24 protein-coding genes and 1 pseudogene are annotated in these 23020 nt (G+C 72.4%); 5 read left to right on the forward strand and 20 right to left on the reverse strand.

All coding sequences use genetic code 11. The features are described 5' to 3' along the window. Positions 1–28 precede the first annotated feature (28 nt). From LBW97_RS00640 to LBW97_RS00650, 3 genes are read right to left on the reverse strand one after another with little or no spacing between them, the layout of a single operon-like run. Positions 29–310, reverse strand: coding sequence for a hypothetical protein (locus tag LBW97_RS00640; RefSeq protein WP_224497474.1), 282 nt, complete (start codon positions 308–310; stop codon positions 29–31). Continuing rightward, positions 310–735, reverse strand: a complete 426-nt coding sequence (locus LBW97_RS00645) for a DUF948 domain-containing protein (RefSeq protein ID WP_224497475.1) — start codon at positions 733–735, stop codon at positions 310–312. The genes LBW97_RS00640 and LBW97_RS00645 overlap by 1 nt, the downstream gene beginning before the upstream one ends. 56 nt (positions 736–791) lie before the next feature. Next, complete coding sequence (locus LBW97_RS00650) at positions 792–2150, reverse strand: replication-associated recombination protein A (protein WP_224497476.1); 1359 nt, start codon at positions 2148–2150, stop codon at positions 792–794. Positions 2151–2186: 36 nt separating this feature from the next. On the opposite strand from LBW97_RS00650, the gene LBW97_RS00655 reads away from it, so the two are divergent. Together LBW97_RS00655 and LBW97_RS19685 are read left to right on the forward strand one after the other, a co-directional pair. Continuing rightward, positions 2187–3041 carry an aldo/keto reductase gene (locus LBW97_RS00655; RefSeq protein WP_224497477.1) on the forward strand — a complete coding sequence of 285 codons (855 nt, stop codon included), beginning with the start codon at positions 2187–2189 and terminating at the stop codon, positions 3039–3041. A gap of 189 nt (positions 3042–3230) precedes the next feature. Further along, entirely contained in the window at positions 3231–3365 is a 135-nt protein-coding gene (locus tag LBW97_RS19685) for a hypothetical protein (protein WP_255600034.1), read from the forward strand. A gap of 104 nt (positions 3366–3469) precedes the next feature. Here LBW97_RS19685 and LBW97_RS00660 read toward each other — a convergent pair whose 3' ends face one another. Genes LBW97_RS00660 through LBW97_RS00680 form a run of 5 tightly spaced genes read right to left on the reverse strand, consistent with a single transcriptional unit; the run spans position 3470 to position 9346 of the window. Then, the gene (locus LBW97_RS00660) at positions 3470–4558 is read right to left on the reverse strand and encodes an alanine--glyoxylate aminotransferase family protein (protein ID WP_224497478.1); all 1089 of its coding nucleotides are present in this window, start codon (positions 4556–4558) and stop codon (positions 3470–3472) included. A 21-nt stretch (positions 4559–4579) separates the two neighbouring features. Next, positions 4580–6358: an aspartate--tRNA ligase gene (aspS, locus tag LBW97_RS00665; RefSeq protein ID WP_224497479.1), complete on the reverse strand. Its 1779-nt coding sequence runs from the start codon at positions 6356–6358 to the stop codon at positions 4580–4582. Between the two features lie 25 nt (positions 6359–6383). After that, entirely contained in the window at positions 6384–7403 is a 1020-nt protein-coding gene (locus LBW97_RS00670) for an aldo/keto reductase (RefSeq protein ID WP_224497480.1), read from the reverse strand. Further along, the gene (gene hisS / locus LBW97_RS00675; RefSeq protein ID WP_224497481.1) at positions 7400–8653 is read right to left on the reverse strand and encodes a histidine--tRNA ligase; all 1254 of its coding nucleotides are present in this window, start codon (positions 8651–8653) and stop codon (positions 7400–7402) included. Before hisS ends, LBW97_RS00670 begins: the two co-directional genes overlap by 4 nt. Before the next feature lie 9 nt (positions 8654–8662). Next, positions 8663–9346, reverse strand: coding sequence for an MBL fold metallo-hydrolase (locus LBW97_RS00680; RefSeq protein WP_224497482.1), 684 nt, complete (start codon positions 9344–9346; stop codon positions 8663–8665). Positions 9347–9485: 139 nt separating this feature from the next. Between LBW97_RS00680 and LBW97_RS00685 the strand changes: the two genes are divergently transcribed. Further along, positions 9486–10322 (forward strand): peptidylprolyl isomerase, encoded by an 837-nt coding sequence (locus LBW97_RS00685; protein ID WP_224497483.1) that lies wholly within the window; start codon positions 9486–9488, stop codon positions 10320–10322. 197 nt (positions 10323–10519) lie between these two features. Here the strand turns inward: LBW97_RS00685 and LBW97_RS00690 are convergent, their stop codons facing one another. Beyond that, a complete protein-coding gene (locus tag LBW97_RS00690) occupies positions 10520–10765 on the reverse strand; it encodes a hypothetical protein (protein ID WP_224497484.1) in 246 nt (81 codons plus the stop codon). Between the two features lie 300 nt (positions 10766–11065). Here LBW97_RS00690 and LBW97_RS20560 point away from each other — a divergent pair. Together LBW97_RS20560 and LBW97_RS00695 are read left to right on the forward strand one after the other, a co-directional pair. Next, positions 11066–11227, forward strand: a pseudogene (locus LBW97_RS20560) (hypothetical protein); the annotation flags it as partial. Positions 11228–11447: 220 nt separating this feature from the next. Further along, positions 11448–11696 (forward strand): hypothetical protein, encoded by a 249-nt coding sequence (locus LBW97_RS00695; RefSeq protein WP_224497485.1) that lies wholly within the window; start codon positions 11448–11450, stop codon positions 11694–11696. Positions 11697–11708: 12 nt separating this feature from the next. On the opposite strand, the gene LBW97_RS00700 is transcribed toward LBW97_RS00695, so the two are convergent. The 11 genes from LBW97_RS00700 to pdxS form a co-directional block, all read right to left on the reverse strand. Next, positions 11709–14036, reverse strand: coding sequence for a bifunctional (p)ppGpp synthetase/guanosine-3',5'-bis(diphosphate) 3'-pyrophosphohydrolase (locus LBW97_RS00700; protein ID WP_308010387.1), 2328 nt, complete (start codon positions 14034–14036; stop codon positions 11709–11711). Between the two features lie 236 nt (positions 14037–14272). Then, a complete protein-coding gene (locus tag LBW97_RS00705) occupies positions 14273–14848 on the reverse strand; it encodes an adenine phosphoribosyltransferase (protein ID WP_224497487.1) in 576 nt (191 codons plus the stop codon). Further along, positions 14845–16149: a protein translocase subunit SecF gene (gene secF, locus LBW97_RS00710; RefSeq protein ID WP_224497488.1), complete on the reverse strand. Its 1305-nt coding sequence runs from the start codon at positions 16147–16149 to the stop codon at positions 14845–14847. The genes LBW97_RS00705 and secF overlap by 4 nt, the downstream gene beginning before the upstream one ends. Further along, positions 16146–17792 (reverse strand): protein translocase subunit SecD, encoded by a 1647-nt coding sequence (gene secD, locus LBW97_RS00715; RefSeq protein WP_224497489.1) that lies wholly within the window; start codon positions 17790–17792, stop codon positions 16146–16148. Before secD ends, secF begins: the two co-directional genes overlap by 4 nt. Positions 17793–17818: 26 nt before the next feature. After that, positions 17819–18133 (reverse strand): preprotein translocase subunit YajC, encoded by a 315-nt coding sequence (gene yajC / locus LBW97_RS00720; protein WP_224497490.1) that lies wholly within the window; start codon positions 18131–18133, stop codon positions 17819–17821. 148 nt (positions 18134–18281) lie between these two features. Beyond that, entirely contained in the window at positions 18282–19406 is a 1125-nt protein-coding gene (gene ruvB / locus LBW97_RS00725) for a Holliday junction branch migration DNA helicase RuvB (protein WP_224497491.1), read from the reverse strand. Then, positions 19403–20041 (reverse strand): Holliday junction branch migration protein RuvA, encoded by a 639-nt coding sequence (gene ruvA / locus LBW97_RS00730; protein ID WP_224497492.1) that lies wholly within the window; start codon positions 20039–20041, stop codon positions 19403–19405. The genes ruvB and ruvA overlap by 4 nt, the downstream gene beginning before the upstream one ends. Further along, positions 20038–20607, reverse strand: coding sequence for a crossover junction endodeoxyribonuclease RuvC (gene ruvC, locus LBW97_RS00735; RefSeq protein ID WP_224497493.1), 570 nt, complete (start codon positions 20605–20607; stop codon positions 20038–20040). Before ruvC ends, ruvA begins: the two co-directional genes overlap by 4 nt. A gap of 78 nt (positions 20608–20685) precedes the next feature. Further along, positions 20686–21447, reverse strand: coding sequence for a YebC/PmpR family DNA-binding transcriptional regulator (locus LBW97_RS00740; RefSeq protein WP_224497494.1), 762 nt, complete (start codon positions 21445–21447; stop codon positions 20686–20688). Next, entirely contained in the window at positions 21444–22106 is a 663-nt protein-coding gene (gene pdxT / locus LBW97_RS00745) for a pyridoxal 5'-phosphate synthase glutaminase subunit PdxT (RefSeq protein ID WP_224497495.1), read from the reverse strand. Before pdxT ends, LBW97_RS00740 begins: the two co-directional genes overlap by 4 nt. Continuing rightward, positions 22103–23005 carry a pyridoxal 5'-phosphate synthase lyase subunit PdxS gene (gene pdxS, locus LBW97_RS00750; protein WP_224497496.1) on the reverse strand — a complete coding sequence of 301 codons (903 nt, stop codon included), beginning with the start codon at positions 23003–23005 and terminating at the stop codon, positions 22103–22105. Before pdxS ends, pdxT begins: the two co-directional genes overlap by 4 nt. Positions 23006–23020 lie beyond the last annotated feature (15 nt).

The following is a 23020-nucleotide window of genomic DNA, read 5'->3' on the forward strand; positions in this document are numbered from 1 at the left end:
GGGAGGGTGGGGCTCCCCGGCCGGAGGGTCAGGAGTCGGCGGAGTGCGCGCCGCGCCGCAGCGAGGCGTCGCCCGGCGCGGGCAGCGGCGCGTCGAGGCCGGTGCCGGCGCGCAGCTCCAGCTCGCGCTCGGACATGGCGTCACGGACGTCCGCGCCGAAGTCACCGATCGCATCGGCGACATCGCGCAGCCCGGCGGCGATCGAGGCGCCGATGCCGGCCGGCGTCATCTTCTCGGCCGCGGCGGAGAGCTTGCGGACGACGAGCGCGCCGATGGTGATGCCCATCGCCAGCCAGAACAGCCGGCGCATCAGGCGGCCCGCCGGGATGAGCGGCGGGCGCGGCGCTCGGCCTTGGCGAGGGCGTTGGCGTCGGCGACCGCCTGGCCCTCGCGCTTCTTCTTGGTGGCACTCCGGACGCCGTAGCTGAAGGCGGCGACCTTGATCAGCGGGCTGCCGAGGGTGGCGGCGACCACGCTGGTGAGGGCGGCGACGTTGCTCGAGACGTTGGCGGCGTTGCCGGTGATGTCGTCGACCCGCTCGAGGTTGCTGTTCACGTGCGCGACCGTGGTGCCGGCCTGGCTCAGGATCGGCGCGCTCTGCTCACGGACCTGGCGGATGGTCAGGGTGGTCTCGTCGAGCGTCCGGCCGAGCTTGAGCAGCGGGACGGCGACCAGCACCACCAGCAGCACCAGGGCTCCGGCTGCGACCAGCCCGGCGATCTCTCCTACGGACACGCGTGCTCCTGTTCTCAGGGGTTCATCGCCGGGAGCGGCTTTCCGGCCTCGTCACCCTAGTCGCGGGTGCGTGTTCGCCTGATGATCGCCCGCAGCTTGGCCAGCCGCTCCCCCAGCCGCGCCTCGACACCGCGGTTGGTCGGCCGGTAGTAGTCCTTGCCCACGAGCGCGTCCGGTGGGTACTGCTGCGGCACGACGCCGTCGGGATGGGAGTGCGGATAGACGTAGGTCTTGCCGTGCCCGAGCTTCTTCGCCCCGCCGTAGTGGGCGTCGCGGAGCCCCGGCGGAACCGGCCCGGCCAGGCCCGCGCGGACGTCGGCGAGCGACTCCCCCATCGCGGCGGTCACGGCATTCGACTTCGGTGCGGTGGCCAGGTGGACGACGGCCTGCGCCAGCGCGAAGTGGCCCTCCGGCATGCCGATGAAGGCGACCGCGTCCGCCGCGGCGACGGCGGTGAGCAGCGCCGTCGGGTCGGCCATCCCGATGTCCTCGCTGGCGGAGATGACCAGGCGCCGGGCGATGAAGCGCGGGTCCTCCCCCGCCTCGACCATGCGCGCGAGGTAGTGCAGGGCGGCGTCGACGTCGCTGCCGCGGATGGACTTGATCAGCGCGCTGGCGACGTCGTAGTGCATGTCGCCCTGCTTGTCGTAGCGGACCGCGGCCTGCGCCACCGCCGTCTCCAGCGTGGCGAGGTCGATCTCGGTCGAGCCCACGGCCTTGGCCGCCCCGGCGCCGGACTCCAGCGCGGTGAGCGACTTGCGCCCGTCGCCGCCGGCGATGCGGACCAGGTGCTCCTCGGCCTCCTCGGTGAGCGTGAACTCACCGTTCAGCCCGCGCTCGCCGGCCAGTGCCCGGCGCAGCAGCTCGCGGACGTCGTCGTCGGACAGCGGCTGCAGCGCCAGCACCAGGCTGCGCGAGAGCAGCGGGCTGACCACGGAGAAGAACGGGTTCTCGGTGGTGGCAGCGATCAGGCTGACGATCCGGTCCTCGACCGCGGACAGCAGCGAGTCCTGCTGGGTCTTGGAGAAGCGGTGCACCTCGTCGATGAACAGGACGGTGCGGCGGCCGGCGTAGGTGAGCTCCCGCTTGGCGCTGGAGATGACCGCGCGGACCTCCTTCACGCCGGAGTCCAGCGCGGAGAGCTGCACGAACTGCCGCTTGGTGGCCAGCGAGATGACGTGCGCGAGCGTGGTCTTGCCGGTGCCGGGCGGGCCGTAGAGCACCAGCGACATCGGCTCGTCGGACTCGACCAGCCGACGCAGCGGGGCCCGGTCGCCGAGCAGGTGCTGCTGGCCCACGACCTCCTGCAGGGACCGCGGCCGCATCCGCACGGCCAATGGCTTCCCCGCCCACCCCGCTCCCGGGTCGACCGCCGCGGGGCCGTCGTCCTCGGGTGCGTCGAACAGGCTGCTCACGGTTCCTGACGCTACCCGCGGGGCACGACGTCCTTCATGCAGCAGCGACGCATCGGGAACGTGACCGTGAGCGCCATCGGGCTCGGCGCGATGCCCCTGTCCACGAAGGACCCGCGCCCCTCCGACGACGACGCAGCCGCCGTGGTGCACGCCGCGCTCGACGCCGGGGTGACGGTGATCGACACCGCGGACGCCTACTCCCGGGACGAGGCGGAGTTCGGGCACAACGAGACTCTGGTGGCGCGGGCGCTGGCGTCCTACGGGCCGGCCGACGTCCTGGTCGCGACGAAGGGTGGGCACACCCGGCGCGGCACCGAGTGGGAACTGGACGGGTCGCCGGCCTACCTGCGCCGCGCCTGCGAGGCGTCCCTGCGCCGGCTGGGCGTCGACGCCATCGGGCTGTACCAGTTCCACCGCCCCGACCCGGCGACGCCGTGGGAGGACTCGATGGGCGCGCTGCGGCAGCTGGCCGACGACGGCCTGGTCCGGATGGTCGGCATCTCCAACGCCGATCTCGCGCAGATCGACGCCGCCCGGGCGATCGTGGGCGACGCCCTGGTCAGCGTGCAGAACCAGTTCTCGCCCGGCTGGCGCTCGTCGGCCGACGAGCTCGCGCACTGCGCCGCGCACGGGCTGGCCTTCCTGCCGTGGAGTCCGTTCGGCGGGGTCGGCGCGGCCGGCTCGCTGGGCTCGACGGCGCCCGCGTTCGGCGAACTCGCCGACGAGCTCGGGGTGTCGGTCTACCAGGTGACGCTGGCCTGGCACCTCGCGCAGAGCGACGCCGTCGTCCCGATCCCGGGGGCGTCGCGGGCCGCGTCGATCGTCGACAGCGCCGCCGCGGCCGACCTGAGCCTCTCCCCCGAGCAGCTCGCCCGCCTCAACGCCGGCTGACCATCGTCACCCCAGGTTGATCATCGGATGTAGGCACGATGTCCGCGTGGCGCGGGGCGAGCACGCGAGAGTCTCGTCCGGTACCGGCTCCTGACCAGCGACCTGCCGGAGCCCGAGGTCCAGGTGCCGTTGTGGGACCGGCGGGGACGTGAAGTCGCGCACGCCGACGTCGATCAGTTCGGACGCGACGTGGACCGCTACTCGCTGATGGCCGCCGACGGCTGGCTCGCGCTCAGGTTCGCCGCCCGTCACGGTCGGCACCCCGTCGTCGACCGCACCCGCCGGGCGCTGCTCAGCCGCGGCTGGCGCAGCGGATCCGGTTGATCATCGCCTGGGTGCACGGAACGGGCGTGCCGGCCGCACGACCCACCGCGTTGGCGTGCACGCAGACGATGATCAACCCGAGTAGGGGCGGCCGGACCGGCGGATCAGCGGCCGAGCACCTCCCGCAGCGCGGCCAGCACCAGCGCCACCCGGCCGGGGGCGGCGTTGGGACCCATGAGCCCGATCCGCCAGACCGTCGAGGCGAAAGCGCCGGCACCTGCGCCGATCTCCAGGTCGTAGCGCTCGAGCAGCTCCTTGCGCACGGCCGCCGAGTCGACGCCGTCGGGCACCTTCACGGTGGTGAGCTCCGGGAGCCGGGAGCCCTCGGCGGCGAAGAGCTCCAGCCCCAGGTCGGCGAGCCCGGCGTGCAGCAGGCGGCCGGCCTCGGCGTGCCGGGCGTGGACCGCGTCCAGCCCCTCCTCGAGGATCCGGCCCAGCCCGGCGTGCAGCGACACGACCATCCCGGTCGGCGCGGTGTGGTGGTACGTCCGCCCCGAGCCGGCCGCCTCGCCCGCGTAGCCGCCCAGCAGCCCGAGATCGAGGTACCAGCTCTGCGGCTTCTCGATCCGCCGTTCCCACGCCCGGTCGTTGATGGTGAACGGCGCGAGGCCCGGAGGGACGCCGAGGCACTTCTGCGAGCCGGAGTAGGCCAGGTCCACGCCCCACTCGTCCAACCGGACCGGAATGCCGCCGAGCGAGGTCACGCAGTCGGCGAGCAGCAGCGCATCGCCCTTGCCCGCGACCAGCGGCGCCAGATCGGACAGCACGCCGGTGGAGGTCTCCGCGTGCACCGCGGCGATCAGCTTGGGCGCAGGGTGTGCGTCGAGCACGCGTGAGGCGTCGACCGGCTGCCCCCACTCGTGTTCGACGGCGATCACGTCGGCGCCGCAGCGCGAGGCCACCTCGGCCATCCGCTGGCCGAACAGGCCGTTCACCGCGACGACGACGACGTCACCGGGGCCGACGGTGTTGACGAACGCCGCCTCCATGCCCGCCGAGCCGGTGGCCGAGAGCGGCAGCGTGCGGCGGTTCGCGGTGCCGAACACCTGACGGAGCCGGTCGGAGGTCTCGTCCAGGACCTGCAGGAACAGCGGGTCGAGGTGGCCGAGCAGCGGCAGCCCGAGCGCGGCGGTCGCCTCCGGGTACGGGTTCGAGGGGCCGGGACCGAGCAGGGTGCGGGCACGCAACGGCATGCCCGCACCCTACGAGCCGGACTAGGCCTTCGTCGGGTCGGACGCCCCCGGCGCACCCGGCTGACCGGGCAACGCCGGCTCCTCGGGCTTGGCGTCGATGCCGGCTTCCTTGCGCTGAGCATCGGTGATCGGCGTCGGCGCACCGGTCAGCGGGTCGAACCCGGCGCCGGTCTTCGGGAAGGCGATGACCTCGCGGATCGAGTCCACCCCGGCCAGCAGCGCGGTGAGCCGGTCCCAGCCCAGGGCGGCGCCGGCGTGCGGCGGCGGACCGAAGGCGAAGGCCTCCAGGAAGAAGCCGAAGCGCTCGCGGGCCTCCTCGCGGGACATGCCGAGGGTCTCGAACACCCGCTCCTGCAGGTCGGCGTCGTGGATACGCACCGAGCCGCTCATGACCTCGTTGCCGTTGATCACCATGTCGTAGGCGTCGGACAGCGCCGCGCCCTTCTCCTCGGCGAACCGGTCCCGCCACTCGGGCGTGGGCGAGGTGAACGGGTGGTGCATGAAGGTCCAGTCGCCGTCCTCGGTCTCCTCGAACATCGGGAAGTCCACGACGAAGAGGAACGACCAGGAGCCCGGCTCGATGAGCTCCAGTCGCTTGGCGATCTCGTTGCGGGCCGCGCCCAGCAGCTCCTGCGAGGAGCGCCGCTGGCCGGCGGCGAAGAAGATGCAGTCGCCCGGCTTCGCGCCGACGGCCGCGACCAGGCCCTCCCGCTCGGCGTCGGAGATGTTCTTGGACACCGGGCCACCGAGGGTGCCGTCCTCGGCGATGGTCACGTAGGCCAGGCCCTTGGCGCCGCGGGACTTGGCCCAGTCCTGCCAGGCGTCGAACGCGCGCCGGGGCTGCGAGCCGCCACCGGGCATGACGACGGCGCCGACGTAGGGCGACTGGAAGACCCGGAACGGGGTGTCGGAGAAGTACTCGGTCAGCTCGGTCAGCTCGATGCCGAAACGCAGGTCGGGCTTGTCGGAGCCGAAGCGGTCCATCGCCTCGCGGTAGGTCATCCGCGGGATCTCGGGCAGCTCGTAGGAGGCCAGCTCGCGCCACAGGTTGCGGACGACGTCCTCGGCGATGGCGAGCACGTCGTCGCGGTCGACGAAGCTCATCTCGAAGTCCAGCTGGGTGAACTCCGGCTGCCGGTCGGCGCGGAAGTCCTCGTCCCGGAAGGCGCGGGCGATCTGGTAGTAGCGCTCCAGGCCGCCGATCATCAGCAGCTGCTTGAACAGCTGCGGCGACTGCGGCAGCGCGTACCACTTGCCCTGCTGCAGGCGGACCGGCACCAGGAAGTCGCGAGCGCCCTCGGGAGTGGAGCGGGTCAGGTTCGGCGTCTCGACCTCGGTGAAGCCGTGGCCGGCCATGACGTTGCGGGCGATCCGGCTGATCTCCGAGCGCAGCCGCATCACCTTCGCCGGGCCCTGGCGGCGCAGGTCGAGGTAGCGGTACTTGTAGCGGACGTCGTCGGACGCCGCCTGGTCGGTCTCGATCGGGAACGGCAGCGGAGCCGACGCCGACAGCACCTCGAGCGAGGAGGTCGCGACCTCGATCTCGCCGGTCGGCAGTTCCGGGTTCTCGTTGCCCTCCGGACGGCGGCGCACCTCACCGGTGACGAGCAGGCAGTACTCGTTGCGGAGGTGGTGGGCCTCCTCCTCGCGGACGACGACCTGCACGTAGCCGGAGGCGTCACGGAGGTCGAGGAAGACCACTCCGCCGTGGTCGCGGCGGCGGGCGACCCAGCCGGCGAGGGTGACGGTGGTACCGGCGTCGGACGCGCGGAGCGCGCCGGCGTCGTGGGTGCGGAGCACGGAGGTGCCTTTCGAGTGAGGGTGGTTACCAGCGGTCGTGCACGGAGGCGCGGATGCGCTCGTCGTACAGCCGCTCGAGATCGGAGAGCTGGGAGTCGGTGAGCGACGGCAGCGAGGCGGCGGCGACGTTCCCGCGCACCTGGTCGACGTTGCGGGCGCCGGGAATGACGGTGGTGACGCCGAGCTGGTCGATGACCCAGCGCAGCGCGAACGCCGCGGTGGAGACGTCGTCGCCGGCGATGGCGGCCACCTCGCGCGCGGCCTCGACCCCGACCTCGAAGGGCACGCCGGCGAACGTCTCGCCGACGTCGAAGGCCTCGCCGTTGCGGTTGAAGTTCCGGTGGTCGTCGGCGGCGAACGTCGTCGACTCGTCGTACTTGCCGGTGAGCAGCCCACTGGCCAGCGGCACCCGGGCGAGGATCCCGACCCCGGCGCGCTGGGCGACGGGCAGCAGCTCTTCGAGCGGCTTGCGTCGGAAGATGTTGAGGATGACCTGGATCGTCGCGACGCCGGGGTGCTCGAGGGCGGTGAGGCCCTCGGCCACGCTCTCCACCGAGACGCCGTAAGCGGCGATCGCGCCGGTCTCGACGAACTCGTCGAGCGCGTCGTAGACCCGCTGGTCGGAGTAGACGGCCGGCGGCGGGCAGTGCAGCTGCACGAGGTCGAGCGTGTCCACGCCGAGGTTGCGGCGGGAACGGTCGATCCAGGAGCGCAGGTTCTCCTTCGTGTACTGCCCGGCCTCGAACGGATCGGCGCGGCGGCCGGCCTTGGTGGCGACGAACGGCCGGTCGATTGCCCGGCCCTGCCCCCCGACCCCGCCCGCGCGCCCGGCGAGGGCCTTGCGGATCCGCTCCTCGGAGCGCCCGTCGCCGTAGACGTCGGCGGTGTCGAGCAGGGTGACCCCGGCGTCGAGGGCGGCGTCCAGCACCTCGGCGGCGTCGTCCTCGGAGACGTCACCCCAGTCGCCGCCGAGCTGCCAGGTGCCCAGTCCGATGACGCTGACGTCGGCGCCTGTGCGCCCCAGCGGCCGCTGCTCCATGCTCATGCCCCCACGCTTTCACGAAGACGCTCGAACAGCTCACCCACAGGGACGGCGACCTGGTCGCCGGTGCTCATGTCCTTGAGCTGGCCCACGCCCTGCGCCAGGTCGCGGTCGCCGATGACGACGATGTGCGAGGCGCCCGAGCGGTCGGCGGCCTTCATCGAGCCCTTGAGCCCGCGGTCGCCGTAGACGGTGTCGGCGGCGACGCCGGCCTGGCGCAGCTGCCCGACCAGCTTCACCGCGAGCCGCTTGGCCTCCGCGCCGAGCGGCACCACGAAGGCCTGAACGCCCGCCGAGACGCCGATGTCGAGCCCCTCGGCCTGCACCGCCAGCATCGTGCGGTCGACGCCGACGGCGTAGCCGATGCCCGAGACGTCGGGGCCGCCGAGCGCGGCGGAGAGCCCGTCGTAGCGCCCACCGCCGCCGATCGCGGACTGCGCGCCGAGGCCGTTGTGCACGAACTCGAACGTCGTCTTCGTGTAGTAGTCCAGCCCGCGCACCAGCCGGGGCGCCTCGACCCAGGTGACGCCGAGGTCGGTGAGGTGCTGGCGGACGGCGTCGTAGTGCGCCTTGGTGGAGTCCGAGAGGTGGTCGACCATCAGCGGGGCGTCGCCGAGCTGGGCCTGCACCTCGGACCGCTTGTCGTCGAGCACCCGCAGCGGGTTGATCGCCGCGCGGCGCCGGGTCTCCTCGTCGAGGTCGAGCTTGTCGAGGTAGGCCACCAGCAGCTCGCGGTACTGCGGGCGGCAGGTGGAGTCGCCGAGCGAGGTGAGCTGCAGCTCGAAGTCGGTGAGCCCGAGGTCGCGGAAGCCCTGCACGCCCAGCGCCACCACCTCGGCGTCCAGCGCCGGGTCGTCGGTGCCGAGGGCCTCCATGTCGACCTGCGTGAAGTGCCGGTAGCGACCGGCCTGCGGGCGCTCGTAGCGGAACGCCGAGCCGACGCTCCACAGCTTCACCGGCAGTGCGCCGTCGTGCAGGCGGTGTTCGATGAACGCGCGCATCAGACCGGCGGTGAGCTCGGGGCGCAGCGTCAGCGACCGGCCGCCGCGGTCGGAGAAGGTGTACATCTCCTTGCTGACGACGTCGGTGGACTCACCGACGCCGCGGGAGAAGACGGCGGTGTCCTCGAACACCGGCGTCTCGACGTAGCCGTACCCGGCCCGCCGCAGCGGCGCGGTCAGGGTGTCGCGGACGGCGAGGAACCGCGCCGAGTCAGGCGGCAGCGTGTCGAACGTGCCCTTGGGGGCGGTCATGCCGGACATCTACAGTCCACGGCCCTTCGGTGCGGAGGCGGCTTCCGCCAGGTAGGGGTTGGTCGCGCGCTCGCGGCCGATCGTCGTCGCCGGACCGTGCCCGGGGAGCACGACGGTCTCGTCGTCCAGCGGCAGGACGACGTCGCGCAGCGAGCGGAGCATGTCGTCCCATGAGCCGCCGGGCAGGTCCACCCGGCCGACGGAGCCGGCGAAGAGGACGTCACCGGCCAGCAGCCCCGGCGCCTCACCCAGGTCGACCGAGAACATCACCGACCCCCGCGTGTGCCCCGGTGCGTGCCGGACGGTCAGGTCCACCCCGGCCAGCGACAGGACGGCGCCGTCGTCCAGCGACAGCACGTCAGCCGGATCGGGCAGCCGGACGCCGGTGATCAGCGGAGCCAGCTGCGGACCGTGCCAGCGGGCCGGGTCGCTGAGCATCCCGGAGTCCAGGGGGTGCAGGTAGGCCGGGATGTCGTAGCCGTCGCAGACCGGCAGCACGGAGAAGGTGTGGTCGAGGTGGCCGTGGGTGAGCACGACGGCGACCGGCTTCAGCCCGTCCTCGGCCAGCATCTGCGCCAGGGGCTCGACGGCGTCCATGCCGGGGTCGACGACGACGCACTCCTGCCCGGGCCCGGAGGCGACGGCATAGCAATTGGTGCCGAAGGCGCCGGCAGGGAACGAGCGGATGAGCACCCGTGCAGGTTACGCGGGCCCACCGACGCTCCCCGGTGCTGCCAGGGAGCGCCCAGCGGCGCCACCTAGACTCCGCCCCGAAGAGCGCATCGCGGCCGCCTCCGGCCGCCCCCTCCGCATGCCCGAGGAGTTCGTACCCGTGCCCACGAACAAGCAGCGGCGTCAGGCCGCGCAGCGCCACCTGCAGCGCCAGCTGGAGCGCCGCAGCGAGATGGCCAAGAAGCGCCGCCGCAACCTGGGCATCCTGCTGACCGCGCTCGCCGTCGTCGTGGTCGTCGGCGCGGCCCTGCTGATCACCGGCGTGTTCAGCGATGACGACGACAGCGACAACCAGGCCGCCGACCCGTCGGCGCCCGCCGCCACCTCCTCGGCCGCGCGCACCACGAACCCCGACGGCACCGTCAGCTGCGACTACCTGCCCGATGAGACAGGAAACCCCGAGCTGAAGGACGTCGGCACCCCGCCGGCCCCCGAGGCCACCCCGACGCAGGGCACCGCCACGCTCCGCATGGCCACCGACCAGGGCGACCTCACGCTGACGCTGGACCGCGCCAAGGCGCCGTGCGCGGCTGCCAGCTTCGTGCACCTGACCGACGTCGGGTTCTACGACAACACGCCCTGCCACCGGTTGGTCACCTCGCCCGATTTCGGGCTGCTGCAGTGCGGCGACCCGACGGGCTCCGGCGCCGGCGGCCCGAGCTACAAGTACGCCGAAGAGGTCGCGGAGGACGCGACGTACCCGCGCGGGACGATCGCCATGGCGAAGACGAACGCACCGAACACCACAGGCAGCCAGTTCTTCCTCTGCTTCACCGACGTCACGCTGCCGCCGCAGTACACGGTGGTCGGCACCATCGACGAGCCCGGGCTCGCCGTCCTCGACAAGGTCGCGGCCGGCGGCGTGCAGGGTGCTGAGGGCCCCGGCGACGGCCCGCCGAACATCCCGATCCAGATCACCGACATGGCCGTCGTGTAGCCAATACGCGCAACCACGAGAGCGCCGGTTCCCCTCGGGGACCGGCGCTCTCGTCGTTCAGAACCCTGAGCGAACAGGCGCCCTAGGGGCGACCTTAGGGCTAGCGCTTCGACCAAGTCGCCGTGCACCCACTGCCCGTCACCTGGGCGCGCGCAGCCACCCGCTGGGCGTCAGACCAGAGGGTCCCGCGCGGTTGGCTATTCGTAGATGAACGACGAGAACACGAGATCCCCGGCTAGGCGCCACCCCTTGCCTGAGACGTTCGCGTAACGCTGCATGTAGCCACTGTCGGTCGCCGTATCCGTCAGGAAGGCCTGCATACGCTCGATCAACATCTCGGCGGAATCCACCTCGCGCATGATCGGGTCCTTCCTCAGCTGCTCAAGAAAGGCAGCCAGGGACTTCGCATCCGAGACGCGATCCAAGGTCTTGTTGAGGTCCACTTGTATTCAGTTCCTCCACCGGCAGCGGCTATCGATGTCCCACCAGGCTGCCCACCATCACGGCCAGCCTGGTGGGACCTGGCTGTCCCATAGTGGGCCGCTCTGTGCCACTCGCCTGGGCGAGTCGAGCACTCAACAAGATCAGCGCGGGCCGGCCGGGGTGTCGAAGGCCGGGTGAGGGCCCGGCCGATACGTGATGATCTGGCAGGGCTGTGCAGGCACACAGGGCGGCCTCGGAGCGAGGTGTCAGGCATTCGGTTGCCGGTGCGGCAGGCCGCAGGGGTGGTCTGCTGCGAGACGATGCGCGCTCAACTCGACCTGACTTGTGCCGGGCATGAGGACTTGAGCCGGTGTCCGGACAGCCTCGTGACGCGGTGGCCGAACGGTGAGTACGGACTGCGGGTCCACGACGGCGGCTCCAGCGTCGTGATCATCGGCTTCTGCCCGTGGTGCGGCGTTCGGCTCCGCCCCTCGTGGACGACGGGGCCGCTAGATGCCAGTGGTCCTGGCGAGGTCGAGCACTCGACCAAGATCAGCCCGGGCAGGGCGGGGTGTCGGAGCCAGGTAAGGGCCCGACCCACGCGTGCTGATCTCGATGGGGAGCCACAGAGCGGCTTCAGCGCCGGTCGACTCACTCCTCCGTGGCATCCCGACGGATCGGCCGGTCCGACACACTCTCCCCATGAAGTTGCGGGACGAGCGCTACTGGCTGGGGGTGTCCCCGTGGGTGTTCGTGCCCTTCTTCCTGGCTCTCGCGTGCGGCCCGGCCCTGCTCATCGAGCCGCCATGGCTGCGGGTGCCCGTGCAGGCACTCGCCCTCGGCGTGTGGTTCACGTACGTCACGAACTCACCGTGGGCCGGCCGATGGGGCCGGCTCCGACGGAGCAGCAGCCGATGGCGCGGCGGGCAGCCGACGGAACGCCGGCGCTAGTCGTCCCACCCGTCAGGCGGTGACGCGCTCCACGTCGAAGACGCCGTCCACGTTGCGCACCGTCTGCAGCACCGCGCCCAGGTGCGCCGGGTCGGCCAGCTCGAAGGTGAACCGGCTGATCGCGACGCGGTCGCGACTGGTCTGCACCGACGCCGAGAGGATGTTGACCCGCTCGTCGGCCAGCGCCTTGGTGACGTCGGAGAGCAGCCGGTGCCGGTCCAGCGCCTCCACCTGGATCGCGACGAGGAACATCGCGCCGGGCTGATTGCCCCACTCGACCTCGACCAGGCGCTCGGGCTTGCTCTGCAGGTCGCCAGCGTTGGTGCAGTCGGTGCGGTGCACGCTCACGCCGCCGCCGCGCGTGACGAACCCGAGGATGGAGTCGCCCGGCACCGGGGTGCAGCACTTGGCGAGCTTGGCCCACACGTCGGTCATGCCGTGCACGACGACGCCGGGGTCACCGCTGGCACTGCGCCGCGGCGCGGGGCGGCGGGTCGGGATCGCGGTCTCGGCGATGTCCTCGGCGGCACCCTCGCTGCCACCGAGCGCGACCATGAGCTTCTCGACCACCGAGGCCGCCGAGAGCTGGTTCTCCCCCACCGCCGCGTAGAGCGCCGTGACGTCGGCGAACCGCAGGTCCTTGGCCAGCGTGGAGAGCGCCTCTCCGCCCAGCAGTCGCTGCAGCGGCAGCCCGGCCTTGCGCATCGCGCGGGTCAGGGCCTCCTTGCCGGCCTCGACCGCGTCCTCGCGGCGCTCCTTGGTGAACCACTGCCGGATCTTGGTCCGCGCCCGCGACGAGCCGACGAACGCCAGCCAGTCCTTGGACGGGCCGGCCGTCGGCGACTTGGAGGTGAAGATCTCGACGACGTCGCCGTTGGTGAGCTTGCTGTCCAGCGACACCAGCGAGCCGTTCACCCGGGCGCCGATCGTCCGGTAGCCGACCTCGGTGTGCACCGCGAAGGCGAAGTCCACCGGCGTCGCCTCGCCGGGCAGGCTGACGACGTCGCCCTTCGGCGTGAAGACGAAGACCTCCTGCGGACCGAGGTCGTAGCGCAGGGTCTCCAGGAACTCGCCGGGCTCCTGCGCCTCGCGCTGCCAGTCCAGCAGCTGGCGCAGCCACAGCATGTCATCGGGCGAGCCGGCCTTGGCCGGGGCGCCGAACTCGCCGGCGCTGGGCTTGCCGCCGACGCGCGCCTTCTCCTTGTACTTCCAGTGCGCGGCGATACCGAACTCGGCGGTGCGGTGCATGTCGTGCGTGCGGATCTGCAGCTCGACCGGCTTGCCCTGCGGGCCGATGACCGTCGTGTGCAGCGACTGGTACATGTTGAACTTCGGCATGGCCACGAAGTCCTTGAAGCGGCCGGGCACCGGCTGCCAGTGGGCGTGCATGATGCCCAGCGCCGCGTAGCAGTCGCGCACCGAGTCGACCAGGATCCGGATGCCGACGAGGTCCCAGATGTCGGTGAAGTCGCGGCCGCGCACGATCATCTTCTGGTAGATCGAGTAGTAGTGCTTGGGCCGGCCGGTGACGACCGCCTCGATCTTCGCGGCCTTGAGCTGCTCGGTCACCTGCGAGGTGACCTCGGCGATGAACGTGTCCCGCGACGGGGCCCGCTCGGCCACCAGCCGGACGATCTCGTCGTAGCGCTTGGGGTACAGCGTCGCGAACGCGAGGTCCTCGAGCTCCCACTTGATGGTGTTCATACCCAGCCGGTGGGCCAGCGGGGCGAGGATCTCCAGCGTCTCGCGCGCCTTCTTCTCCTGCTTCTCGGGCGGGAGGAAGCGCAGCGTGCGCATGTTGTGCAGCCGGTCGGCCAGCTTGATGACCAGCACCCGGGGGTCGCGGGCCATCGCCACGATCATCTTGCGGATCGTCTCGGCCTGGGCGGCGTCGCCCATCTTGACCCGGTCGATCTTGGTGACGCCGTCGACCAGGTGGGCGACCTCCGAGCCGAACTCGGTGGTGATCGTCTCCAGGGTGACGCCGGTGTCCTCGACGGTGTCGTGCAGCAGCGCCGCGATCAGCGTCGTGGTGTCCATCCCGAGGCCGGCCAGCACGGTGGCGACGGCGAGCGGATGGGTGATGTAGGGATCGCCGCTCTTGCGCTTCTGGCTGCTGTGCGCCTGCTCGGCGACGTCGTAGGCACGCTGCAGCAGCGCGAGATCGGCCTTCGGATGGCTCTGCCGGTGCAGTGACGCCAGCGGCTCGAGCACCGGGCGGATCAGCGTGCTGCGCTGGCCCGCGACGATCCGGCGGGCCAGCCGGTCCCGGACCCGGCGGCGCGGGGCGCCGGACTCCGGGTCCACGGGCTCGGAGCCGACGTCGTCCGGACGGCGCACCACCGGACGCTCGGGAAGGGGGCTACGGACGGGCGTCCCGCCGTCGGTCGCCGCTGAGCCCTCGACCGCAGTCGTCTCCACCGCGCCAGGCCGCGCGGGAGCCGCGTCAGCGGCTACTTCGGAGGCCACGGCTGCTCCCACGGTGTTCGAGGAGGGGGGACCCTCCCCATGCTAGCGGGACGCTCCGCCCCGCCGCCGCGCGCCACGGAGGGCTCACCCGGCCAGGTGGTGGGGTCTCAGGTGATCCAGAGCGCGTGCACCGCGTGCGGCTGCAGCCGCTCGCGTCCGCCGAGCGCGGCGAGCTCCACCACGACCGCGACCCCGGCGACGACGCCGCCGAGCTGCTCGACGAGGGCGACCGCGGCGGCGAGCGTGCCACCGGTCGCCAGCACGTCGTCGACGACCAGCACCCGCTGTCCGGGACGGATGGAGTCGGTGTGCAGCTCCAGGGTGGCGGTCCCGTACTCGAGGACGTAGTCGGCCGCGACGCGCTCGCGCGGCAGCTTGCCGGCCTTGCGCACCGGCACCACGCCGACACCGGCGTCCAGGGCGACCGCGGCGGCCAGCAGGAAACCGCGCGCCTCGACGCCGACGACGACGTCGAACGCTCGCTCCCCGTCGGCGAGCGCGGCCGCCCGCGGGTCGGACGCAGACGGCGTGGACAGCCCCTCGACGACCCGGCGGAACGCCGGGCCGTCGGCGAAGACCGGCGTCAGGTCGCGGAACAGGACACCCGGCTCCGGGTGGTCCGGGATGTCCACGGTCAGGCCGGCGACGAGCTCGTCCAGGGGCTGCACCGCCTGGTCGGTCACCGGCGGCGCTTGCCGGGCCGCTGCTGCGGCCGGGCCCCGGGGCGTGGGGCCGCGGTCGCGCCGGAGGGCCGCTCCGGCCGCACCGAGGACGGCGACTCGACGACGACGTCGGCGGCCACCGACTCCGGCAGCTCGGCCACCGCGACCGCGCCGCCCGTCCGGCGCCGGCGCGCGCTGGCGACCGGTCCGGCCGGTGCACCTCCGGTGCGGGCCGCCGACGAACGGCGGGCGAGCACGCGACGGCGCAGCGCGATCTGGTCCGGCTCGCGCTCCTTGAGGTCGGCCACGATCGGCGTCGCCAGGACGATCGACGAGTAGGTGCCGGCGGCCAGACCGACGAAGAGCACCAGGGCGAGGTCCTTGAGCGTGCCGACGCCGAGCAGCCCGGCGCCCACGAAGAGCAGGCCGGCCACCGGGAGCAGCGCGATCACCGACGTGTTGATCGAGCGCATGAGGGTCTGGTTGACAGCCAGGTTGGCCGCCTCGCCCCAGGTCATGCGGGCCGACTTCTCCAGGTCCTTGACGTTCTCGTCCACCTTGTCGAAGACGACCACGGTGTCGTACAGCGAGAACCCGAGGATGGTGAGGAAACCGATCACCGTCGACGGCGTGACCTCGAAACCGATCAGCGAGTAGACACCCGCGGTGATCACGATGTCGTGCGCCAGGGCAGCCATCGCGCCGACGGCCATCTTCGGCTGGAAGCGCACGGCGAGGAACAGCACGACCGCGACGAGGAAGACCGCGAGCGCCAGCAGTGCCTGGTCGGTGATGTCGCTGCCCCACTCGGCGCTGACCGCGTCGGCGCTGACCTCCTCAGGACCGAGCCCGGCGACGTCGGCCATCTCCTCGACGACCGCCCGCTCGCCGGCGGTGTCCAGGGCCTCGGTGCGGATCAGCAGCGTGTTGCCGCCCACCACCTGAGCGCTGGCCACCTCGGCGCCGGCGTCCTCCGCCGCGGTACGGACGTCCGCGAGCTGGGACTCGGAGCCCGGCAGCCGGAAGCTGTTGCCGCCGGAGAAGTCGATGCCGAAGTTGAAGCCCCGGAAGACCATCGAGGCGACGCACAGGATCATCACGACAGCGGTGATCTTGTAGATCAGCCGGCTGCGTCCGACGACGTCCAGCCCCGCCTCGCCGTTGTACAACCGGGAGCTGAGGCGGGCCTGCTTCCGGGGGGCGGTCGTCTCGGCGTCGCCACCCGGGTCCTGGGGCAGCCCTGCGTCGGCGAGGGCGTTTTCGCCCTCCTCGACGGGAGCGCCCTCCGGAGTCGGGTCCACCGGGTCGGTCGGGCGGGTCATGAGGTGCTCCTGTCCGTACGGCCGGTTCCCGCGGAGGCCCCGGCGAGTTCGCGCCCCTTGGCCGGCGTCGTGGCCCGGCGCGTGTGCGCGACCTGGCCCAGCCCCGAGAACCGGTTGCTGCCGAACGACTTGATCCGCGACAGCACCGCCATCAGCGGGTGGGTGAAGAGGAAGACGACGATCAGGTCCAGCACGGTCGACATGCCGAGGGTGAACGCGAAGCCCTTCACGTCGCCGATCGCCAGCAGGTAGAGGATCGCCGCCGCGAGGAAGCTCACCGCGTCGGCCGACAGGATGGTGCGCCGGGCACGGATCCAGGCGCGCGGCACCGCGGAACGCAGCGACCGCCCCTCGCGGATCTCGTCCTTCAACCGTTCGAAGTAGACGACGAACGAGTCGGCAGTGATGCCGATCGACACGATGAACCCGGCGATGCCTGCCAGGCTCAGCGTGAACCCGATCTCGCGGCCCAGCACCACCAGGCAGCCGTAGACGACGACCGCGGAGAGCACCAGGCTGGCGATCATCACCAGGCCGAGCAGCCGGTAGTAGAGGAGCGCGTACAGGAAGACCAGCGCGATGCCGATCCCGCCGGCGATCAGCCCGGCCTGCAGCTGCTCCTCCCCCAGCTCGGTGGAGATGGACTGCGCCGCGGCCTGGCTGAAGGTCAGCGGCAGGGCGCCGTACTTGAGCTGGTTGGCCAGCTCGGTGGCCGACTCCTGGTCGAACTGACCGCTGATGGTGGTCGGGTTCGTGGTGATGGGGCTGTTGATCGTCGGCGCCGAGATGACCCGGCCGTCGAGGGTGAAGGCGACGTTCTTGCCGACGTTGGCGGTCGTGTAGTCCGCCCAGGTGTTCATGCCGTCGGACTGGAAGTCCAGCAGCACGACCCAGCTGCCGTCGGTGGGATCGGTGCCGGAGGTGGCGTTCTCGATCTCCGTGCCCTCGATGATCGTGGGCCCGAGGAGGTACTTCGCCGACCCGTCCTCGGTGCACGTGGCCACGAAGTCGGTGGGACGGGAGGTCTCCCCGGTGACGTTCTCGTCCTCGCAGGTGAGGGTCGCGAACGCCGCGGCAGCCTCCTCCTGGGTGACCGCCGGCGCGTCCGGGTCGGGCAGTGCCGGGTCCTCGACGGCGCCGTCGGTGTCGGCGGGAGCGTCGCCTTCTGCACCCTCGGCCGAGTCGCCCTCGGCGGTGCCGTCGGCGGTCTCGGCGCCGTCCGCGGCGTTCTCCTCGGCCGCGGCCGGGTCCTCCTCGGCGGGCACGGCCGGGGCCGGGCCGTCGAGCACCGGACGGAAGCGGAGCTGCGCGGTGGCGCCGAGCTCGCGCGCCTGCTCGCCGTCCTCACCCGGAACGGAGATGACGATGTTCGCATCGCCCTCGGTGACCACCTCGGCCTCGGCGACGCCGAGCCCGTTCACCCGCTGCTCGATGATCTGGCGGGCCAGCTCCAGGTCCTCCTGGGCCGGCGCCTGGCCGTCGGGCGTGCGGGCGGTCAGCGTGACGGTGGTGCCGCCCCGCAGGTCCAGCCCGAGCTGCGGCGTGCGGGTGTCGCCCACGAAGAAGACGAGCCCGTACAGCAGGGCGATGATCGCGAGGAACGCGGCGAAGTAGCCCCTCGCCGGGGCCGGGCGGTTGGCCACGGGTGTTCTCCTGGTCAGACGGTCGGTCAGACGGCGCCGTCGGCCGGCTTGGACAGGTCCTCGGCCACCGCCGTCGACTCTGCGGGCCGGCGCACCTCGAGGATCGCCTGGCGGACGAAGGTCACGACCACGCCGGGCGCGACCTCCAGGTCGACGGTCGACTCACCGAGGCCGGCGACAGTCCCGTGCAGGCCGGCGGTCGTCGTGACCGGGGTGCCGATCGTCAGGGCAGCCTGCATCGCGGCGGCCTGCTCCTGCATGCGCTTGCGCTGACGCGCCGGCAGCACGATGAGGACGACCAGCATGACGGCCAGGAGGATGAACGGGAAGAACTGCTCCACGACAGATGTGCCTCTCTACCGCGTTGGTTGCTCGCGGTCGGTGCGGTCCGCGAGGGATCCGCTCGGGTACGTCGGCACCGGCGCGCGCGACGACCAGACGGGACGCGCACGACCCGGCCTGCGAGTTGCGCGCCAGCGGATCGTGAGTCTAGGCGTCGAACAGGGGTTCTGACGACGACCCCGGGACCTGTGGGTCTGCTGTGACCCGGCCGAGGGGGACCCCGCCCCGGGGCAGTGGCCGTCCGAGGTGCTGCCAGGCCGCCTCCGTGGCGACCCGCCCGCGCGGGGTGCGCGCCAGCAGTCCGGCGCGGACGAGGAACGGCTCGCACACCTCCTCGACGGTGTGCGGCTCCTCCCCCACCGCCACGGCCAGCGTCGCGACGCCGACCGGGCCGCCGCCGAACTTTCCGACCAGCGCCTCCAGGACGGCGCGGTCGAGGCGGTCCAGCCCCAGGTGGTCGACGTCGTACAGCGCCAGGCCGGCCCGGGCCACGTCGCGCGTGACCCGGCCGTCGGCCTCGACCTCGGCGTAGTCGCGGACGCGGCGCAGCAGCCGGTTGGCGATGCGCGGTGTGCCGCGGGACCGCCCGGCGATCTCGGCCGATCCCTCGGGGGTGAGCTCGACGCCCAGCAGGTCGGCGCTGCGGGCCAGGACCCGCTCCAGCTCGGCCGGCTCGTAGAACTCCATCTGCCCGACGAAGCCGAAGCGGTCGCGCAGCGGCCCGGTGAGCAGGCCGGCCCGCGTGGTGGCGCCGACCAGTGTGAACGGGTTGATCTCCAGCGGGATGGCGGTAGCTCCCGGCCCCTTGCCGACGACGACGTCGACCCGGAAGTCCTCCATCGCCATGTACAGCAGCTCTTCGGCCGGACGGGCGATGCGGTGGATCTCGTCGATGAACAGCACGTCGCCGGGCGCGAGGTTGGACAGCATCGCGGCGAGGTCGCCCGAGCGCTCGATCGCCGGGCCGCTGGTGATCTTCACCGAGGTGCCCAGCTCGGAGCCGATGATCAGGGCGAGGCTGGTCTTGCCCAGTCCGGGCGGGCCGGAGAGGAGCACGTGGTCGGGCGCGCGGCCGCGGCGCTTGGCGCCCTCGAGCACCAGCGCCAGCTGCCGGGCGACCTTGGGCTGGCCGATGAAGTCGTGCAGCGAGTGCGGCCGCAGGGCCGACTCGACCACCCGCTCCTCGTCGCCGGCCTGCGGCTGGACGCCCCACTCCTGGTCGGCGTCGGCTGCCAGCTCGCCGGTCAGCGACCGGTCGAAGGGCGCGCTCATGCCCTACCCAGCAGCTGCAGAGCCTGGCGCAGCAGGACGGCGACCTCGACGCCCCCGGTGGCGAGGATCTGCTCATCGGCGACCGGGGCGAGCTGCAGCACCGCGCCCTCGGCCTCCTTGGCGCTCCAGCCGAGGCCGACGAGCGCGGAGGTGAGCTGGTCGCGCCAAGGGGCGACCGGCGTGACGGCGGGCAGTCCGGGCACGGCCGGGGCGTCGAGCGAGGTGTCGACCGAGGTGGAGCCCAGCCGGTCGCGCAGCTCGAGCACCAGCCGCTCGGCGCCCTTCTTGCCGATGCCGGGCACCTGCATGAGGGCCTTGAGGTCGCCCGTCGTGACCGCGCGGCGGATCTCCCGCGGCGGATGGATGGCGAGGATGGCCTGGGCCAGCCGGGGGCCGACGCCGTTGGCGGTCTGCAGCAGCTCGAACAGCGAACGCTCGTCGTCGTCGGCGAAGCCGTAGAGCGTGAGCGAGTCCTCGCGCACCACGAGGCTGGTGGCCAGCCGGGCGGACTCCCCCACCTGCAGCCGGGCGATCGTGCCCGGGGTGCACTGCACCGCCAGGCCGATGCCACCCACCTCCACCACCGCGCCGTCGGGACCGACCGCGGCGACCCTGCCGTTGACCGAGGCGATCATCGGGCCGCCACCCCCTGCCAACGCGGCAGCGTGCGCTGCACGACGGGGGCGCCGATGCCGCCGGCGATCGCGGCGGAGCGCAGCCGCTGCTGGGCCGGGCCGCGCCAGGCGTGGCACACCGCGAGCGCCAGGGCGTCCGCGGCGTCGGCGGGCTTGGGGGCGGTGGCGAGCCCCAGCACGCGGGTGACCATGAGGGTGACCTGCTCCTTGTCCGCGCGGCCGTTGCCGGAGATGGCCGCCTTGACCTCGCTGGGCGTGTGCCAGGCGACCGGCCGGTCGGCCTGCGCCGCGGCGAGCGCCGCGACCCCGGCCGCCTGCGCCGTGCCGGTGGCGGTGCCCTTGTTGTTCTGGGTGAAGACGCGCTCGATGGCGACGACGTCGGGCCGGTGCTCGCGCAGCAGCGCGGTCACCGCGGTGTGCAGCTCCAGCAGCCGGAGCTCGAGGTCGAGCTCGGGCATCGTCCGGATGACTCCCACCCCGATCGCCGTCGGCCGGGCGCCGGGACGTCCGTCGACCACGCCCCACCCGCACCGGGTGAGGCCCGGGTCGATACCGAGCACCCGCATGGTCACGCTCCCGTCAGCCGAACGCTTGTTCGACCGAGGCTAACCGCCGACTCCCCCGACGAGGCGCCAACACGCCCGTCATGCGTCGGCGGCGACCTTCTCCATGACCTCGTCGGAGACGTCGTAGTTCGCGTAGACGTTCTGCACGTCGTCGAGGTCCTCGAGGGCGTCGATGAGCCGGAAGACCTTCGCCGCCCCGTCCTCGTCCAGCTCGACCTGCACGCTGGGCTGGAAGCCGACCTCGGCGGAGTCGTAGTCGATGCCGGCGTCCTGCAGCGCGGTGCGGACGGCGACCAGGTCACCGGGCTCGCACAGCACCTCGAACGTGTCGCCCAGGTCCCGGACCTCCTCGGCCCCGGCGTCGAGGACCGCCATGAGCACGGTGTCCTCGTCGACCGCGTCGGTCTTCGCGAGCGCGACGACCCCCTTGCGCGAGAACAGGTAGGAGACCGAGCCCGGGTCGGCCATCGAGCCGCCGTTGCGGCTCATCGCCGTGCGGACCTCCATGGCCGAGCGGTTCTTGTTGTCGGTCAGGCACTCGATGAGCACCGCGACACCACCGGCGCCGTAGCCCTCGTAGGTGATGCCCTGGTAGTCGACGCCACCGGCCTCGGCACCCGAGCCGCGCTTGACGGCGCGGTCGATGTTGTCGTTGGGGACCGAGCTCTTCTTCGCCTTCTGGACGGCGTCGAAGAGCGTCGGGTTCCCGGAGAGGTCACCGCCACCGGTCCGGGCAGCGACCTCGATGTGCTTGATCAGCTTGGCGAAGAGCTTGCCCCGCTTGGCATCGATGCCGGCCTTCTTGTGCTTGGTCGTCGCCCACTTGGAGTGGCCACTCACGACTGTCCCCTCTCGTCCCCGGCCGGGCGCCGTGTGCCGACGCCGGCCTCCTGGGCCAGGTGACGCCGCACGATCTCGACGAACAGCGCGTGCACCCGGCGGTCCCCGGTCAGTTCCGGGTGGAAGCTGGTGGCCACCACGTTGCGCTGGCGGACCGCGACGATCCTACCGTCGGCCGGCCCGCCCTCGACCCGGCCGAGCACCTCGACGTCCCCGGCGGCCTCCTCGACCCACGGCGCGCGGATGAAGACCGCCTGCAGCGGCGGGCCGTCGAGGCCCGCGAAGCGCACCGTCGACTCGAACGAGTCCGCCTGCCGCCCGAAGGCGTTGCGCCGCACGGTGACGTCGAGGCCGCCCACGGTCGGCTGGTCCGGCGGGGCGTCCAGCAGCCGGTCGGCCAGCAGGACCATCCCGGCGCAGGTGCCGTAGGCGGGCAGGCCGGAGCGCACGGCCGACCGCAGCGGCTCGAGCAGCCCGAAGCGGGCGGCCAGCTTGCCGATGGTCGTCGACTCGCCCCCGGGGACGACGATGCCGTCCACCCCGGTCAGCTCGTCGGCCCGGCGCACCGACCGCACCTCGGCGCCCTCGGCCCGCAGCGCCGCGACGTGCTCGCGGACGTCGCCCTGCAGCGCCAGCACCCCGATGACGGGGACGTTCACCACCCGCGGGTGGCGAAGCGCTCGCTCTCCGGCAGCGTCGCCACGTTGATGCCGACCATGGGCTCGCCCAGCCCGCGCGACACCTTGGCGATGACGTCGGCGTCGTCGAAGAACGTCGTCGCCTGCACGATCGCCGCGGCCCGCTGGGCGGGGTCGCCGGACTTGAAGATCCCCGAGCCGACGAAGACGCCCTCGGCGCCGAGCTGCATCATCATCGCCGCGTCGGCGGGGGTGGCCAGGCCGCCGGCGGTGAAGAGGACGACCGGCAGCTTGCCCAGCCGCGCAACCTCGCGCACCAGCTCCACCGGCGCGCGCAGCTCCTTGGCGGCGACGAACAGCTCGGTCTCGTCCAGCGTCGCCAGCCGCCGGATCCCGGCCCGCAGGGCGCGCATGTGCCGGGTGGCCTCGACGACGTTGCCGGTGCCCGCCTCACCCTTGGAGCGGATCATCGCCGCGCCCTCGGAGATGCGGCGCAGCGCCTCGCCCAGGTCGGTGGCGCCGCAGACGAACGGCACCGTGAAGGCGGACTTGTCGATGTGGTGCGCCTCGTCGGCCGGGGTCAGCACCTCGGACTCGTCGATGTAGTCGACGCCGAGGGACTGGAGCACCTGCGCCTCGACGAAGTGGCCGATGCGCGCCTTGGCCATCACCGGGATGGAGACCGCGTCGATGATCCCCTGGATCATGTCGGGGTCGCTCATCCGCGCGATCCCGCCCTGCACGCGGATGTCGGCGGGCACGCGCTCGAGGGCCATGACGGCGACGGCGCCGGCGTCCTCGGCGATGCGGGCCTGCTCCGGGGTGACGACGTCCATGATGACGCCGCCCTTGAGCTGCTCGGCCATGCCGCGCTTCACGAGCTCGGTGCCGGTCGCGGCCTGGTCGGGAGAGGGAGCCACGGTTTCCGCCTTCGG

It is taken from the genome of Blastococcus sp. LR1 (genome assembly GCF_020166105.1).
Classification (GTDB): domain Bacteria; phylum Actinomycetota; class Actinomycetes; order Mycobacteriales; family Geodermatophilaceae; genus Blastococcus.

Excerpts from the sequence above, each read along its gene's own strand:
- ruvB (WP_224497491.1), bottom strand. The coding sequence starts at position 19,406 with ATGAGCGCGCCCTTCGACCGGTCGCTGACCGGCGAGCTGGCAGCCGAC.
- secF (WP_224497488.1), bottom strand. The coding sequence starts at position 16,149 with ATGACCCGCCCGACCGACCCGGTGGACCCGACTCCGGAGGGCGCTCCC.
- LBW97_RS00660 (WP_224497478.1), bottom strand. The coding sequence starts at position 4,558 with ATGCCGTTGCGTGCCCGCACCCTGCTCGGTCCCGGCCCCTCGAACCCG.
- LBW97_RS00670 (WP_224497480.1), bottom strand. The coding sequence starts at position 7,403 with ATGAGCATGGAGCAGCGGCCGCTGGGGCGCACAGGCGCCGACGTCAGC.
- LBW97_RS00695 (WP_224497485.1), top strand. The coding sequence starts at position 11,448 with ATGAAGTTGCGGGACGAGCGCTACTGGCTGGGGGTGTCCCCGTGGGTG.
- ruvA (WP_224497492.1), bottom strand. The coding sequence starts at position 20,041 with ATGATCGCCTCGGTCAACGGCAGGGTCGCCGCGGTCGGTCCCGACGGC.
- LBW97_RS00640 (WP_224497474.1), bottom strand. The coding sequence starts at position 310 with ATGCGCCGGCTGTTCTGGCTGGCGATGGGCATCACCATCGGCGCGCTC.
- ruvC (WP_224497493.1), bottom strand. The coding sequence starts at position 20,607 with ATGCGGGTGCTCGGTATCGACCCGGGCCTCACCCGGTGCGGGTGGGGC.
- LBW97_RS00655 (WP_224497477.1), top strand. The coding sequence starts at position 2,187 with ATGCAGCAGCGACGCATCGGGAACGTGACCGTGAGCGCCATCGGGCTC.
- hisS (WP_224497481.1), bottom strand. The coding sequence starts at position 8,653 with ATGACCGCCCCCAAGGGCACGTTCGACACGCTGCCGCCTGACTCGGCG.